General features: G+C 47.9%; 18 protein-coding genes. 5 read left to right on the plus strand and 13 right to left on the minus strand.

Annotation, left to right across the window (positions count from 1 at the left end; genetic code table 11):
• From gwsS to HHL17_RS20275, 5 genes are all read right to left on the minus strand, one after another.
• The gene (gwsS, locus tag HHL17_RS20255; RefSeq protein ID WP_169226610.1) at positions 1 to 1,071 is read right to left on the minus strand and encodes a grasp-with-spasm system SPASM domain peptide maturase; all 1,071 of its coding nucleotides are present in this window, start codon (positions 1,069 to 1,071) and stop codon (positions 1 to 3) included.
• A gap of 102 nt (positions 1,072 to 1,173) precedes the next feature.
• On the minus strand, positions 1,174 to 2,202 hold the full coding sequence (gene gwsG / locus HHL17_RS20260) for a grasp-with-spasm system ATP-grasp peptide maturase (RefSeq protein ID WP_169226611.1): 1,029 nt from the start codon (positions 2,200 to 2,202) through the stop codon (positions 1,174 to 1,176).
• Positions 2,203 to 2,290: 88 nt separating this feature from the next.
• Entirely contained in the window at positions 2,291 to 2,473 is a 183-nt protein-coding gene (locus HHL17_RS20265; RefSeq protein ID WP_169226612.1) for a hypothetical protein, read from the minus strand.
• A gap of 46 nt (positions 2,474 to 2,519) precedes the next feature.
• Positions 2,520 to 2,696: a hypothetical protein gene (locus tag HHL17_RS20270; protein WP_169226613.1), complete on the minus strand. Its 177-nt coding sequence runs from the start codon at positions 2,694 to 2,696 to the stop codon at positions 2,520 to 2,522.
• A 193-nt stretch (positions 2,697 to 2,889) separates the two neighbouring features.
• The gene (locus HHL17_RS20275; protein ID WP_169226614.1) at positions 2,890 to 4,317 is read right to left on the minus strand and encodes a T9SS type A sorting domain-containing protein; all 1,428 of its coding nucleotides are present in this window, start codon (positions 4,315 to 4,317) and stop codon (positions 2,890 to 2,892) included.
• Positions 4,318 to 4,684: 367 nt separating this feature from the next.
• Between HHL17_RS20275 and HHL17_RS20280 the strand changes: the two genes are divergently transcribed.
• The 4 genes from HHL17_RS20280 (at position 4,685) to HHL17_RS20295 (ending at position 10,270) form a co-directional block, all read left to right on the plus strand.
• A complete protein-coding gene (locus tag HHL17_RS20280; RefSeq protein WP_169226615.1) occupies positions 4,685 to 6,823 on the plus strand; it encodes a S9 family peptidase in 2,139 nt (712 codons plus the stop codon).
• 137 nt (positions 6,824 to 6,960) lie between these two features.
• Positions 6,961 to 9,081 (plus strand): sigma 54-interacting transcriptional regulator, encoded by a 2,121-nt coding sequence (locus tag HHL17_RS20285; protein ID WP_169226616.1) that lies wholly within the window; start codon positions 6,961 to 6,963, stop codon positions 9,079 to 9,081.
• 211 nt (positions 9,082 to 9,292) lie between these two features.
• Positions 9,293 to 10,048 carry an SDR family oxidoreductase gene (locus HHL17_RS20290; RefSeq protein ID WP_169226617.1) on the plus strand — a complete coding sequence of 252 codons (756 nt, stop codon included), beginning with the start codon at positions 9,293 to 9,295 and terminating at the stop codon, positions 10,046 to 10,048.
• Positions 10,049 to 10,087: 39 nt separating this feature from the next.
• Entirely contained in the window at positions 10,088 to 10,270 is a 183-nt protein-coding gene (locus HHL17_RS20295; RefSeq protein ID WP_169226618.1) for a hypothetical protein, read from the plus strand.
• A gap of 43 nt (positions 10,271 to 10,313) precedes the next feature.
• Here HHL17_RS20295 and HHL17_RS20300 read toward each other — a convergent pair whose 3' ends face one another.
• The 7 genes from HHL17_RS20300 to HHL17_RS20330 form a co-directional block, all read right to left on the minus strand.
• Complete coding sequence (locus tag HHL17_RS20300) at positions 10,314 to 10,727, minus strand: arsenate reductase ArsC (protein ID WP_169226619.1); 414 nt, start codon at positions 10,725 to 10,727, stop codon at positions 10,314 to 10,316.
• Between the two features lie 30 nt (positions 10,728 to 10,757).
• Positions 10,758 to 11,834, minus strand: a complete 1,077-nt coding sequence (arsB, locus tag HHL17_RS20305) for an ACR3 family arsenite efflux transporter (RefSeq protein WP_169226620.1) — start codon at positions 11,832 to 11,834, stop codon at positions 10,758 to 10,760.
• A gap of 43 nt (positions 11,835 to 11,877) precedes the next feature.
• A complete protein-coding gene (locus HHL17_RS20310; RefSeq protein ID WP_169226621.1) occupies positions 11,878 to 12,717 on the minus strand; it encodes an arsenite methyltransferase in 840 nt (279 codons plus the stop codon).
• 54 nt (positions 12,718 to 12,771) lie between these two features.
• A complete protein-coding gene (locus HHL17_RS20315; RefSeq protein WP_169226622.1) occupies positions 12,772 to 13,101 on the minus strand; it encodes an ArsR/SmtB family transcription factor in 330 nt (109 codons plus the stop codon).
• A 68-nt stretch (positions 13,102 to 13,169) separates the two neighbouring features.
• Positions 13,170 to 13,346: a hypothetical protein gene (locus HHL17_RS20320; RefSeq protein WP_169226623.1), complete on the minus strand. Its 177-nt coding sequence runs from the start codon at positions 13,344 to 13,346 to the stop codon at positions 13,170 to 13,172.
• An 11-nt stretch (positions 13,347 to 13,357) separates the two neighbouring features.
• Complete coding sequence (locus HHL17_RS20325; protein WP_169226624.1) at positions 13,358 to 13,867, minus strand: hypothetical protein; 510 nt, start codon at positions 13,865 to 13,867, stop codon at positions 13,358 to 13,360.
• Complete coding sequence (locus HHL17_RS20330) at positions 13,851 to 14,312, minus strand: EbsA family protein (RefSeq protein WP_169226625.1); 462 nt, start codon at positions 14,310 to 14,312, stop codon at positions 13,851 to 13,853. The genes HHL17_RS20325 and HHL17_RS20330 overlap by 17 nt, the downstream gene beginning before the upstream one ends.
• Positions 14,313 to 14,816: 504 nt before the next feature.
• On the opposite strand from HHL17_RS20330, the gene HHL17_RS20335 reads away from it, so the two are divergent.
• Positions 14,817 to 15,254 (plus strand): hypothetical protein, encoded by a 438-nt coding sequence (locus tag HHL17_RS20335; protein WP_169226626.1) that lies wholly within the window; start codon positions 14,817 to 14,819, stop codon positions 15,252 to 15,254.
• Positions 15,255 to 15,339: 85 nt separating this feature from the next.
• On the opposite strand, the gene HHL17_RS20340 is transcribed toward HHL17_RS20335, so the two are convergent.
• Positions 15,340 to 15,840: a transposase gene (locus tag HHL17_RS20340; RefSeq protein ID WP_169226627.1), complete on the minus strand. Its 501-nt coding sequence runs from the start codon at positions 15,838 to 15,840 to the stop codon at positions 15,340 to 15,342.
• Positions 15,841 to 15,845 lie beyond the last annotated feature (5 nt).

Raw genomic sequence — 15,845 nt, forward strand, 5'->3', positions numbered from 1 at the left:
TTAGTTGTTTGTCTCTTTCAACCCATAACAGGCAATAGCAGCCTGCTTCATGGGATGTTGGGTCCAATCCTCCCATTTGTTGGTGTACGGGTCGTAACCGCATTTAAGCGGTTTGGAATAAACATCCTCCGGATTCTCCACATAGGCCCTGCAATCGGTGCAGGCATGCCTGAACTCACAGTCCCTGCATACTGTTATGTCATCTTTACGAATGCTGCCATAACGACGAAATACCGGGTTGTCCAATACCTGCCGCAGCGAAGCGGTGGCCACATGCCCGTAGTCCTCCTGCATGGAAGGGCAGTTTTTAATATATCCGTTGAGGTTAATGCTCAGTTTTCTGTTGAGGCAGGTATTATAATGCTGGCTTTCGGTGAACAGCTCCAGGTTGGACACAAAATAATTCGCCCGGATTTCACCGCAGGCCATACAGGAATTGATAGGCTTGTCGAAGAACACGACCGGCACGGAACCGTCAAATATTTTTTCCTGCCGGAGGACCGGGGAAGAATGTATCAGCAACGATTTTACCCGCGGATACTGTTTCACCAGTTTGTCCAGTAGCTGCAGGTCCAGCACCTTATCATACGACAATACCAGTTTGATATATTTCAGGGTGGTACCATTAAACCGCTCCACGAATGCGCGGATTTTATCCAATGTTACCGCATGATAGTACCTGATCTCCAGCGCCTGCACATGTAACGCAAACAGTTCCCGGAAGAAAGGCCCGTCATAATCTATCGCCTCATTGTATTCGATAATGACATTGGTGATGTCAGCGTAACGGTCCCAGCTCAGGTCCAGCGTTGTCAGTTCAGGCAGCAGCTGTTGGTCTTTAAATCCCAGCTCCCGGCTGATCACAAAATCAATGTAATCTTCAATTGTCTCCCGGTTGTCTTCACCATAGTGCGCCACACACTCCTCAATGGAGTGTTGTTGGAGGAACAGGTACACATCCGCCGTATCATTGGGGATATGGTAATACCTGCGCAGCTGCAGGTCGTATAGCAGCGACATGCCGGCGCCTTTTACAATCCGGCAGTTTGCATAAATGTTTAAATATTCCATCAGAATTTGGATATCACTTTGTAAAAGTTAAAGAGCTCGAAACCTGCTGAGTTAATTTTTGGGGCTTTTTCAAACTTCAGGATGGGCCGGGATGCCTGGTGTTCATCTTTCTCCAGGAAATACAGTGACAGCGGCAGTCCTTTCTTTTCTTTCAGGCTGCTGGTGAATTTCTTCTTCATGGGATATGCTTTGTTGGAGTAATCGGGCTAATTTCTTCTCCAGGTAATAGTTGCAGGGATAAGACACCATGCCAAACTGCCCTTCGGGATTGATTTCCAGGAAATGGTAATGGCCCTCCATGTCCACCATCAGATCGATGGAACCCGTGCGGAATCCCAGTGACCGCATCAGCTGGTCCAGCTTCAGTTCCAGCTCAGCTGGCAGTTTGTAGGGCACTGTTCTGTTGGGGCGTTGCGTATCGTAGTTCCGAAAATCTTCCTTCGTTTTTTGGTTATTCTGCGAAAAAATGGCCATGGAATAGCAGTCGCCATCCAGGTAGAAGCTGCGTATTTCGAACTTCTTGATAATTTTTTCCTGTACCAGTGAAGGGAAAAATTTCTCCGGTACCATCCGCAGATTAGCGCTGTTGATGGTTTTGGTCAGCATCTTGTATTGTTCACCATCGGCGCCTTCCACGAAAATGCATTCGCTGAGCGGTTTTACGATCAGTTCCTGATACAGCCCCAGCAGCCCGGCTATTGCCGCCCTGGTGGTCACCACTTCTGTAAAGGGCGTCGGGATGCCGTGTTGACGGGCCAGCGCCAATACATGCAGTTTATTCAGCCTGTCTTCTGAGAGCGGGTCATTCAGCCATTTGTGCCGGCTGATGGTGTGGAACAGGAACGAATACACGCCGTTGAATTCATCTATCAGAAAACGTTTGAGGGTGTATTGCGTCTGGAAGTCTGCCTGTTTAAGGCTGTATTCCACCGGGAAACTGTTGATCTTACGCCGGTACCAAACGGCTGCTGTTGCGGTATCACCGGGAAGATCACCCAGGTTTTCAAACCGGAAAAAGTCCTCCCCATTGACCCGCAGAAATGGTATCCGGAGATAATCCATCCACAGGCAAACATGATCGGTGGTGCTTTCGAGATGTGACTGACTTAATATGAGGATCTTTTGAGACATGGCAGGTAGTTGATTCCCGGAGATAAAGGCTGCCGGAAAACACCGGCAGCCCTTTGTTTCCAGTCATACGAATGACGGGAGGAGATGATTATTTATCACGTTTGTGGTCGCACAGGTAAACATCAGGACCTGAGTAATGCGTAGGTGTGTGAACAGTGGTGCCAGCGGATTCGCCAGAATCTTCCATTTCCATGGAGAGCTGCATCAGGCCACCCTTAATAGTTTCCAGGGATTCGATTTTTTTTTCGTTCAGTTTTGTGAGTTTGTTCATGTTTTTCAATTTTAATAGTTTACAATACTTTTTCGGGGAACACTGATTACTTATTAGGGTCATTCCGGCAATCAGTTACATAGTGCTGACCGTTCCAGGTAGCAGAATTCTGCGTGGTCCTTTCCTGATCATCTGCCATTTCCATGGAGAGCTGATACAAGCCACCCTTGATACTTTCCGGGGATGTTACCTTTTTGGCAACCAGTTTTTCTAACTTTTTCATGTGCGTTGAATTTTAAATCTGAAGTAAAAGTAGGCCGCAGAAAGATGTTGTTGGAAGCAGATGGATATTTGAGCGGGGCTGATCTATATTCGCGGTGTCTGGGGAAATATTTGCGGTGAGGGAGAGACTAAAAATGAGACGGCCTGCGTTCAATATTAAACTGAACGCAGGCCGTATGTATTATATTGAGTTATTACAGGGAGTGAGAGATGATCACCACCTTACTTTGTTTTTCTCTTCCATTTGTTACCTGTAAGATATAAGTGCCTTCTCTAACATTCTGTACGTCCATAACGGCTCTGGTAGCACCATGGGACAGTTTCATTCGTTTAATTTCCTTATAGTGCATATCATACAGGATGATGTCGCTCGCATCCTGTACCCCACCGGTTTTCTGCATCGTGGCAGGTGTGCCGGACATTTCTATGCTGAGATAATTATTTGCAGGATTAGGGCTGGCCATGAACGTCGCGCCGCCACCGGCATCAATCTTACCACTGCGACTGAAATCATCGCTCCAGCCACATTCATTTTTCCATTTTACCCATATAGAAATAGCGCCGGGGAATTGCGGCCTGGAGGGGTTATTCATCGTTACATAGACCATTGTTTTATCACTGCTGTAGCTGGTAATTTTACCTCCGATTGCCTTCCAGGCAACATCCAACACGGTTCCGCTGTTGGTAGGCAGCATGATAGAGAACTCATAGCTTTGTCCACCACCAAAATGTACGCCATCAAAGGGGAATCCCATCATAAAATCAATAGGCTGTGTACCCACACTCACATTTTTTGTAACAGGCGTACTGTTTCCACATTCACCGACAGCTGATACACTGATGTCGGCCTGATAGTTTCCGCTGGCGGAGGATATCTTAACACTGTTTCCGCTGGCGCCTGCAATGGTAATGGGAGGAGCTTGTCCGTTAATTCTTATGTTGGCGTTGCTGGCAGTCCATGTATAAGAGACAACACCGGGAAAGGCTGGCACGCTGAATGTGCGTCCGGTGTCGTTGCAAACAACATTGGGACCGGAGATCGCTCCCAGTACAGGTTTCGGACGGGAAATTGTTACCGTCTCGCTCCGTGTCTTTTTGCAACTGTCATTCCGGGCACTGAGGGTTACGGTGCCTGCGGCTTCACTATTGATATCCATCGTGAACTGATTGGCGCTTACCCGGGTCACAGGCCATCCGGCATCATTAGTCACGTCGTAGGAGTCCCCTCTTGGAACGCCACCAATGGTAATCGTGGTGATTCCCCGGAAAGAACAGGGAAACGACTTCGTCATGGTCGTATATGCTATCGGGTTACCGACGCTTAATACTGTAATTGGCGCGGAGGTGTCCTGCGAAGATGTTCCGTCTGCCCACGAAATCCGGGTAAGGATACGTGGTTTTCTGGGCTGATCGTGAGAAAACCTGATATAGCAGGTAGTGCCCGTCGGTTGGACACTGCCATTCCCATCAATCACAGTATAGTTCATCAGCGTATACGGTTTGAGGGTGAAATAAGAATAAGGATACTGCGTATCCGGACATACCGTAGTCTCACCGATCAACTGTGCATGAGCTAACATAGAGAAAAAGAAAGCGAAACAAAACAAGAAGGTGGATTTCATGGCATTTCGAGGGTTTTATGAAGAAATAAATGATTGATGGGGATAGCGTTAACAGACAGCCATCTTTTTAACAGCAAGAACAATACGGGCAACACAACAACAGGCGCACAGGGGTACTGCCACACAGGTTAACGGTTATATGAGATCAGCGATGATGTTGGGTAGTTGGGCTACAGGTTTAAAAAATTAACGACTAAATAGTAACATACCTAAGCTAGTCATTAAATCATTATTCAAAAAAAAATTCTCGCACTTGATATTTTTGCAGCCAACGATTTTAGGTCAAAATCCGCGTACAATTCATCAATAACCGCTAACAACGGAACCTTTCGATCATTATATTTACGCGCTAGCACACGATAGATTTATGAAATACAGCTTATTTTGGGGAGCGCTTTCCTGGTGCTGCCTCTCCGGCACCACCCTTTCGGCACAACAACCTTACCTGCCTGATCATGCAGAAGTGATGCAGCGCTACCATAAAGTGCAGCTGCAGGACAGCCTCACCCGCAGGAAGGTATTCCGGCACAACGTAGAAGCCAGCTGGCTTCCCGGTGGCAAACAATGCTGGTATGCCGTTAATAATAACAGCCAGGACTCTACGAAAATCTATTACCTGGTCAATGCCGTTACCGGCCACAAGGAAACAATCAAAGATACCACCAGGATAAACCGGTTGATAGCCGGCAGCACACCGCAATCGCAGGTAGCGCAGCGCGGCCCTTCCCGGTGGCAGGACTTTGAAGCCGATTCCGTATCAGCTGACAAACAATGGATAGCCCGCATTATTAACGGTAACGTCTATATTCAATCCACCAAAGACAGCACGCTGACGCAGCTGACCACCAACGGCGCCGACAGCGGGCAGGCGGCCCGTTATGAAGCACTGGCCTGGTCGCCGGACAGCAAGTACATTGTCGGTTATCTCACCCGTCCGGTTACGGATTCCGTGGTATACCACATCCTGACAGATGTTCCCGGCACTACCCGCGGACAGCTGCATTCACAGCCTTACAAGCAGCCCGGTGACCCTTTCCCGGTCTATCAGATGTACATTTTTTCCGTAGCTGATAAAAAAGTGATACAGACAGATGCGGAGCCGCTGGACTTCTTCGGTCCGCCGGTATTGCACTGGCGGCACAACCAGCCCCGTTACTTTTTGTATGAGAAAGCAGACCGGGGCCATCAGCGTTTTCGTGTCATTGAAGCGGATGCACTTACTGGTACTACCCGCACCGTGCTGGACGAACAATCTCCTACTTTTATTTATGAGTCCCGCCTCTATACGCATTATCTGCCGGAGACCAATGAAATGTTGTGGACCTCCGAAAAAGATGGCTGGCGGCATGTCTATCTCGTTAACACCCTCACCGGTGCCATTAAAAATCAAGTCACCCGGGGTGAATGGGTGGTACGCGGCATCGATAGTGTAGACGCCAAAAAACGGGAGATATGGTTCCGTGCCGGAGGCATGGAGCCGGGAGAAGATCCCTATTTTATTCACTATTATCGTATAGGCTTTAACGGTAGCAAGCTAACAAAACTCACGCCTGCAGCAGGTAATCACCAGGTATATTTTTCCCCCGACAGGCAATATTACATTGATAAGTATTCCCAGGTAAATGTTCCCCCGGTGAATGAACTGCGCCGTACCGCCGACGGGAAGCTCATCACCGTGCTTGAACGGGCCGATGTCAGCGCCTGGCAGGCTACCGGCGTGCCTTTCCCGGTACCGTTCCATGCCAAAGGCAGGGACGGGAAAACGGACATCTGGGGGATCATGTGCCGCCCTACAGACTATGACAGCACCAGGTTATATCCTGTTATCGAGAACATCTATGCAGGGCCGCATGATGCTTTTGTACCTAAAAGTTTCATGAGCTACTATATCGACATGCAACACCTGGCAGACCTGGGTTTTATCGTAGTACAGATTGACGGTATGGGTACCGCCAACCGCTCCAAAGCATTTCACGATGTGTGCTGGAAAAACCTGGCCGATGCCGGTTTCCCTGACCGCATCCGCTGGATCAAAGCCCTGGCCGAAAAATACCCTTTCGTGGATGCCACCAGGGTGGGTCTGTACGGCACTTCCGCCGGCGGACAGAACGCACTCTGCGGCCTGCTCTTTCATCCGGAGTTTTACAAGGCAGCAGTAGCGTCCTGTGGCTGTCACGACAACCGCGTGGATAAACAATGGTGGAATGAACAATGGATGGGGTATCCCGTTGGCAAACATTATGAAGAACAATCCAACGTCACCAACGCCGGTAAACTAAAAGGCGATCTGCTGCTGATAGTAGGAGAAGCAGATACCAACGTGCCGCCGGAGTCCACCTATCGTGTGATCAACGCGCTGATCAAATGCAACAAAACCTTTGACTTCCTTCCCATACCAGGCATGGGACACAGCGATGGCGGCCCCTATGGCCGGAGCAGGCGCAACGACTTCTTTGTACAGCATTTGCTAAAAGCAACGCCGCCAGACAGGAATAACAATGAGTGATAACCACCAGCGACCATATCCTGTATTTATTTGAAAGATAAAAGGAGCAGCACAGCACCGCCGGACAGGGACAACATTGAGTGAACACAAGGTGACCGCTTATTCACTATATTTAGACCTGACTTTAATGCGACTTCATGAAAAGAGACAAATCTCAGGAGCCACAGCTGCCTGTTCTTTCCCAGGCGGTGTTGGAGCAGGAAAGGAAGATGTTGCTTGATTTGGGTAATGATATCACCAGGGTCAGGGATAAAAATGATCTGCTGGTCCTTTTCTCCAAGCGGCTCAAACGTTATTTTTATTTCACACATACCATCGTCACCCTCATTGATGAAAAGAGCGGAACTTACACTCCTTTCCTGCTGGACAATGAGTCCTCTCCCATTCGGAAACATCCGATGTACCCGGAATTAATTCAGGCGCATTTCAGGTTGAACGAGCCTTTTATACAGACTGTATTGCAGGCAGATGGCCCCATCTCCTTTCTGTTGGAAGACATCATGGAGCAACCGGAAAGCCCGGTTTTCCTAAAGGTCAATTATGAAAAAGGCGTAAGGGAAATCCTCATGACTAAAATTATGATGGAAGACAAGCCCATGGGCTTTATCCATATGTATACCGACAAGCCCGGAAGCTTCACCAATGAATTCAGAAGTGTCATCAATGGTATTATTCCCCAGTTATCGGGGGCTGTGTCCAATATCATCAAAAATGAAGAGATCCATAAAACAGAAAGGGAAAAATCATTCCTGTTGGATTTCAGCAATGAAATAGCGCAGGTAAGATCTAAGACGGACCTGCAGGCAGCTATCTTCAAAGTGCTGGATAAGACTATGGGTACCAAACTGGCCATGATCAGGCTGCTTGATGACGATGAGGTCCATCTGTCGATGTTCATGTGTGATCCGACGTTGTTTGGCGGCACCAAAGCTACTTTTGAAAAGATGTCGGGCACACGGATCACCGTGGAAGAACCTTATACATCGAAGGTGCTGGCCAGCAGAGAAGGACTGGTGTTCAATGTAGCGGAAGAAATCAGGAGCGGTAATGACTATGCAAAATTATGGGCCACAACCGGTCTGAAAAACATGTACAGCTTCCCGTTGCGGGTGGGCAACCGGAACATCGGCACTATCTGGCTGCTGGCCAATAAGCTTAGCAAGTTGCTGCTGAAAGGCATCTGTGCCCAGATATCAATTGCCATTGCCAATATACAGGCCAATGAAAAACTGTTGGCCTATAAAAAACAACTGGAAGATGAAAATGATTATCTGAAAGAACAGATCAGGACCATCTATAACTTTTCTGAAATCGTTGGTAACGGAGCAGCCATGCAGGAAGTCTACCGCCTGATATCTCTCGTGGCCACGTCCGGAACTACCGTGCTGGTGCTGGGAGAAACCGGTACCGGCAAAGAACTGATTGCCCGCGCCATTCACAACGCCTCACCTCGTAAAGATAAACTGATGGTGAAGGTCAATTGCGCAGCGCTGCCGGCCAACCTGATAGAAAGTGAGCTGTTTGGCCATGAACGGGGCGCCTTCACCGGTGCTACCGACAGGCATATCGGTAAATTTGAACTGGCCAACCAAAGCACGTTGTTTCTCGATGAAATCGGGGAACTGCCATTGGAAGCCCAGGCCAAATTGTTGCGCGTTATTCAGGAACGGGAGCTGGAAAGAGTGGGTGGTAAACAAACCATCAAAGTAGATGTCCGGCTGATTACCGCCACCAACCGCCAGCTCGAAGAGGCAGTCAGGAAGGGACAGTTCCGTGAGGACCTCTACTACCGGTTGAATGTCTTTCCTATTACGCTGCCGCCGTTGCGCGACCGGCCGGAAGATATAGCGCCGCTCGCCAATTTTTTCGTTAAAAAATATGCGCGCAATGCCGGCCGGAAAATCAATCAGATTGCGCCCAAGGCTATGCTGCAACTGCGCAGTTACAGCTGGCCCGGCAATGTGCGGGAACTGGAGCATCTGATAGAACGCAGCGTGCTGCTGTCTCCGGATGGTGTGTTGAAAGATGTTTATCTCTCCTCAAAAAACGTATCAGAACAACAAAGTCCGGCCCACCTTGCCAACCGTTCACTGGAAGAAGTGGAACGCAGCTATATTATCGAAGTACTGAAACGTTGCAGCGGAAAGATTTCCGGCATCGGTGGCGCCGCAGAAATATTACAGGTCCCCGGCAATACGCTTCATTCTAAAATGAAAAAACTGGGCATTACGAAGGCTGATTATTTCACCCAGGGTTGAAGCCCTGGGCTACGATGTTTTTCAGGCTGTTTCATCAGCTCCGGGTATCTATTTTCTTTAAAGCCTCACTTAATATCGTGAATGTCGTCGTGCTTTCATGAAATACAGTGAAAAAAACATCCCACCAATTCCCTCCTCACACTGATTATCAGCATTTTGCAAATCCGGCATTTTACTAGATTTCTTGACTTCAAACTAAAAACTTCAACTTATGAAAATCGTAGTCATTGGAGGTTCAGGCCTCATCGGGAGCAAAGTAGTCGCCAAACTCAGTCAGGCAGGCCATGAGGTGATTTCCGCTTCACCGGCAACCGGTATCAATACCATCACCGGAGAAGGATTGGATGAAGCGCTGGCCAATACAGATGTTGTGGTGGACCTGGCCAACTCTCCTTCTTTTGAAGACAAAGCGGTCATGGAGTTCTTTCAAACTGCCGGCCGAAATCTGCTGGCAGCGGAGATCAGGGCGGGTGTTAAACATCACCTGGCACTTTCCATCGTAGGAGTAGATCTCATGCAGGAAAGCGGCTACATGCGCGCTAAGAAAGTGCAGGAAGATCTGATCAAACAATCCGGCGTGCCACATACTATTATGCGCAGCACGCAGTTCTTCGAGTTCATTGGCGGCATCGCCAACCAGGCTACGGAAGGCAACATAGTGCATATCTCAGATCTGCAGTTTCAGCCTATCGCAGCGGAAGACGTAGCCACCTTTGTGACCGAAGCAGCGCTGTCTGCGCCTGTCAACGGCATACAGGAAATCGCAGGTCCCGGCCGCTTCACGATGCCGGAACTGATTACCCGGTACCTCGAAGCAGCCACCGATCCCCGTAAAGTGGAGGCCAACCAAAACCTGCAATACTACGGCGCAAAAATCAGCTATGCAGCACTGGTGCCTGCGGGTCAGGCTAAACTGGGCGCCATCAATTTCGATAACTGGTTGAGCAGCCAGTTGGCCAAGGCTTAACAACACTCACGCTATGTTTCACCTTTAACACGAACAGTCATGCATTTCTCTTTTCTGCATCCGTTCAAACTAAAGCTGCACGATGATCATTCGCTGGTACCGCTGCATACAGCTCCGCACAACACTGATGAAGGCGGGGAATTCCTGGATGACGCCCTCCGCATGGAGGACATCTTCCTCCCGGCTGATGACAATGCTGTCCCCGGAATGAACAATGCATAACAGGCTTTCCTGCGGCCGCTCCTTCGTACGGAGCGGCCTCGTTTTATAAATTGGCTTTTACAAATGACTGGGTGTAGTCTTTAATCACCTGCCTTACCACTCTGAACTGCTGCATGATCTCTTCTTCGCTGCCGGTGGCTTTCGCCGGGTCAGGGAAGTTTTCATGGAACAGTTGCGCGGTGGTGGGGAAAAACGGACATCTCTCCTTTGCGTTATCACAAACAGTGATCACAAAATCGAAGGGTATATCCCGGTATTCTGTAACATTGTTAGAGGTATGTGTGGAGATATCAATACCATCTTCCGCCATGGTGGCGATGGCACGCGGATTGACGCCATGTGTTTCCACGCCGGCGCTGTAAACTTCCGCCTTGTCTCCGGCGAAATATCTTAAATAACCTTCTGCTATTTGGCTACGGCAGCTGTTGCCGGTACAAAGGACCAATATTCTTTTCATATGATGGGAGGTATAAAATGTTGACGTTATCTATGCTTTCACGCCGGTGATGGGAGAACTGTACCATTTTCTGCGGAGCCAGAAGGCGACATTCACCAGGGCAATCAGTGCCGGCACTTCCACCAATGGACCGATCACGCCTACAAAAGCCTGACCGGAGTTGATACCAAAAACCCCGATCGCTACCGCGATGGCCAGTTCAAAGTTATTGCCTGCAGCGGTGAAGGCAATGGCGGCATTGCGGGAATAATCGGCTCCCATGGCTTTACCCAGCAGGAAACTGACGAGAAACATAAGGGCGAAATATATGACCAGCGGTACTGCTATCCTGATCACATCAAAAGGTATCTGTACGATTAGTTCACCTTTAAGGCTGAACATGACGACTATCGTGAACAACAGGGCTATCAGGGTGACGGGGGATATGATGGGAATGAACTTCTCCTGGAACCACTTCTCCCCTTTCCAGGCGATAAGACTGTAGCGACTGATGATACCAGCTGCAAACGGAATACCCAGGTAGATGCCCACACTGGCAGCGATTTCCCTGATGGACACCGCCACAGTAATACCCTTCATGCCGAAAACGGTGGGCAGCCAGGTGATAAAAACATACGCGTAAACACTATATAATAACACCTGAAAGATGCTGTTTAATGCCACTAACCCTGCCGCATACTCGCGATTTCCATCGGCGAGTTCATTCCATACAATCACCATAGCAATGCACCGCGCAAGGCCTATTAAAATAAGACCTGTCATATATTCCGGATAACCATGCAGGAATAACACTGCCAGGCCAAACATGAGTACAGGGCCTATCACCCAGTTCAGCAGCAAGGAGACGGACAGTACTTTGGTATTCCGGAACACTTCTCCCATGTTCTCATATTTTACCTTGGCCAGTGGCGGGTACATCATAAGAATAAGTCCTATTGCCAACGGGATGTTGGTAGTGCCCGATGAAAAGGAATGAATCAGTTCAGCAGAAGAAGGGAGAAAATATCCCATGGCCACTCCAGCCGCCATGGCCCCAAAAATCCATAATGTCAGGTAACGGTCCAGGAAGCCCAGCTGTTTACGCCGGGCCGGATTACAGTTTTGCATGATGTAGTCGTGTGTTTTTTAAATGCTCACTTGCGGTTCCAGATCAGCAGCAACCCGGAGGACAACAAGCCGCATCAGCCGGTTTTTCCGCGTATACGGTAATGCTGTAAATACCTGTATCGTCTGACCGGAATGCCGCTATTTCAGGCGCGCTCAGGTAGTTGGCAAGAATATCATCCGGAATGCTGATCGTCTTTTCTTTCTGAATGGTGATATTTTTGAAGCCGTTATTTTGGATCATTTCCAGGTAGGTGTGCTTCTGTACCGCCCCAGACACGCAGCCGGCGTACATTTCAGCTGCCTGCTGAATAGCGGCGGGCAATGTTCCCTGCAAGACGATATCAGCAATACTGAAATGTCCGCCGGGTTTGAGTACCCGGAATATTTCGCTGATGACACCGTTTTTGTTGGGCACGAGGTTCAGCACACAGTTGCTGACTACCACATCTGCGACATTAGCAGTGACAGGCATCCGCTCGATATCACCCTGACGGAATTCCACGTTATTGAAATGCAGTTTTTCAGCATTAGCGCGGGCTTTTTCTATCATGGCCGGTGTGAAGTCGATGCCGATTACTTTTCCGGTCTCCCCTGTCGCTTGTCGGGCTATGAAACAATCGTTACCCGCACCTGAACCAAGATCGATCACGGTATCCCCTTGCTTTATGTTGGCGAATTGCGTTGGCAATCCGCAGCCCAGGCCCAGATCGGCATCAGGGTTATAACCTTCCAATGCGGAATAGTCATCACTCATGATATTATATACTTCGGTAGAACAACAACCAGACCCGCAACAGGAAGCGGCGTTGGTAGCCCTGTCCTGTAACGCAATCTCGCTATATTGTTGTTTTACGATTTCCTTCATTTGTTCATCAGTAGCCATGGTGTTTCTTTTATTGTATTATTGCAATATTGCGATATATTCAGGCAAAAAATACTAACAGCAGGTATTTTGTAAATCAACATCTTTAAAGAAGCCATTGAAAAGCTCCTTGTATTGTTTCCAGGTTTTCGGGTTGATACAATAGCACACACTTGCGCCTTCAATAGAGCCCTGTATGATACCGGCTGTTTTCAGTTCTTTCAGGTGCTGGGAAGTAGTAGCCTGTGCAAGGCCCAATTCCTCCACCAAATCCCCGCAAACACAGGCGTTCTTCTTCACAAGATATTGCAGGATGGCTATACGCGCCGGATGTGCCAGCGCTTTGGCCATAGCCGCTATTTCATTCTGTTGCCGGGTGAATAAATCCGATTTCGTTGCTCCCATAAACAATTGTATTATTGCAATATTACGATTAAATACAAATATCCCAAAGAAATTGTCATTTTTTTCGCTTATAGTATCTTTGTAGAGAGATAACGAGCCAGGTGGTTACGTTTTAATAAAAGTAAAACTATGTCTGCCGCGTCTATCCAATTGAAGTCTGTTATTACCTGTCCGCATTGCGGATATAACGTGCCGCCGCGGCGGACGGTGATAAATCGCTTATCACGGATTTTAGGAAGTATCATGTTGCTTATTTTCAATGCGCAGCAGCCGGCAACAACGCCACAATAGGGTTCAGTATGCCTTCTTCAAATTCCGCCACTCTTACCGCGGAAGCTTTTCCGTTATCAAAACCAGGGCTGATCTTATAGTTTTTCAGGAACTGTTTTTTCTTTACGCCCATCGCATAGTACCAGTCGCCGGATTCTGATTTTGTGAATATCACCACTTCATCCAGCCGCATGAGCTGTTTTTTCCCGAACGGCGGGTTTTCCTTGTATACCGCATTGGTAGCCTTGTCGAACTCATAACGGACATTATACCGGAAGATATAGTCTATCAAACCTTGGATGACAAGGTAGATAATCAAGGCAGAACACAGTACCACAGGCCCTTCTCCCAGCCTGGAATAAAAAATGGCCAGGAAAAGACCTGTCACGACGGCGATGATCGCATACCATTTCAGGCTGGATGCCAACCGGCGGTTAGGTTGCAACGAAATCCTGCCGGGCATTATCTTCACGTTCAACTTATCTTGAATACTCATCTGCACCAATTATTTCCTCGATGTCATTTAAAATATTCTGCATAGCCCTTTTCGTAATACCCTGCGCCAGGGATGCTGACTTTTCTTTTCCATCTTTCAGGAAATACACATTCAGGGTAGTATTGGTGGTAATGAAATTCGTTCTGAGGGAATACAGTTCAAAATGCTGAATATCCTCAATAGGTATGGTATAAGCCGGTTTTATCAGCGCCATTTTCGCGTTTATCACCTTTTTGTCCATGTCCACCACCAGTGACTTGGTGAAGGCGCTCAGTATAAAAATCACGGCCAGGGCAAGAAATATCCACACGACAGCAGGCGATTTGATGTGGAAACCAAGATAGGCCAAGCCCAGGGCCAGCGCTATTGCTATAATACTAAATCCGTATTGGGGCTTCATTTTGTACACGTTACCTTCTCTGGTAAATCTTTTGGGTTGTTCCATTGTTTAATATTCGGGTTATGTAATCAGATTTTCAACGATTCCGGGCTATGGGTGCTACAGTTACAGTAAACCACCTAAAGGGTTTATAGTATAACCATACCCGTTGGGAGGCCGTAATTTACATAAAATCGCTTTCATTCCTAATTTCCAGCGGCTATATTTGGGGTGTCTTCATTGACCGGATGAAAATATTGAAAGATGGCAGGCTTGTGGTGGAAGGCCCTACGACCCAACCACGTATGTAATACGAATGCACCATTAAAATCAAATCAACAGTACATCATATATAAAGCAACATTATGTTTTGAATAATGCGCCACTCACTTCATCGAACCGAATTTTTTGTTTACATTCGGTTCGATTATGATTGTCATAAACGATTAATCACTCATTCAATTCTCAAAATAACTACGGTAACATATCTTATGTAAATACCCATCAACATCACTGTTGATACACCCTCATGCACTTATAACCATTTCCTAACAATTTAAATCTATCACTATGACAGAAAAAACACAACCCGTTGAGGCCTCCGGGGCCGAGCTATTTGGCGATCCTAATTGTACCATTACCATCACTCCACAGGGTATCATCCCCAACTACCCGCCTACGGTATCCAACAAGAACATCACGGATGCCCAAAACGCCATCGGTCAGCTGACATTTGCTGATATCTGGAGGCTTCCTCCCTTCCGTATCGAGTATGGTACTGTAAGGCTGGATGTACAGGGGGCCATTGCCGGCGGCGGCCGTAACTGGCAGGTACAAATCAATGGCATGCAGGGTAACTCCACTATTTCAGCTACCCTTGTACAGGGCAATCTGGCAACAGCTTCCACAAGTGAAAGGCAACAGTATGTGCAACGCATGGTGCGCAACGCACTGGAGCAAAGCCTTGCGTCCAAAAATGTAACGAACGTGAATGGTCCTTGCAGATGATTCCTGCATTAGCTTTTGATTAACCTCTTCTACATACAAGTAAGCCTTCAGGTCATTGCACCTGAAGGCTTATCATCCATACTGGTTATTGGCGCAGGTTAAATAACCTGATACATAGCGGAATCAACCCGATTGACACCGCTATAAAAATCGCTACGCGGACATAGTTGAGCAGCTGCCAGCGCGCTGTTTTGGCCGCCAGGTCTTTCACTACAGCATTCGTTTCTGCCAGCTGCTGGAAATTGATAATGTTGGGCGCAAAAAAAGCGAGCGTCCACACCCTTACTGCAAAGTGAATGGCAAATAAAACCAGCAACCAGTTCCTGGCAAAGTCAATTCTCCAGCAAAAAATGATCGCCAGTATAAAGGTGGCCTCATGCAGTGAATGGAACACTATCCAGAAATTTTTCAGGCTGGCCCCTCTCCCGTCCAGCAATAACTTGAAGTTGTCTGGCGGAGCGGCCGCCCATTTGGGCACAAATACCAGCGTTTCAAATATCTGCGCCCCGTTCATCAGAAAATACACCAACGTTGTGATATACAACCATAGCTCCGCCCTTGTAAGGTAACTTGTCGTGATATTCATCTTTT

The organism is Chitinophaga fulva, assembly GCF_012927205.1.
GTDB lineage: Bacteria > Bacteroidota > Bacteroidia > Chitinophagales > Chitinophagaceae > Chitinophaga > Chitinophaga fulva.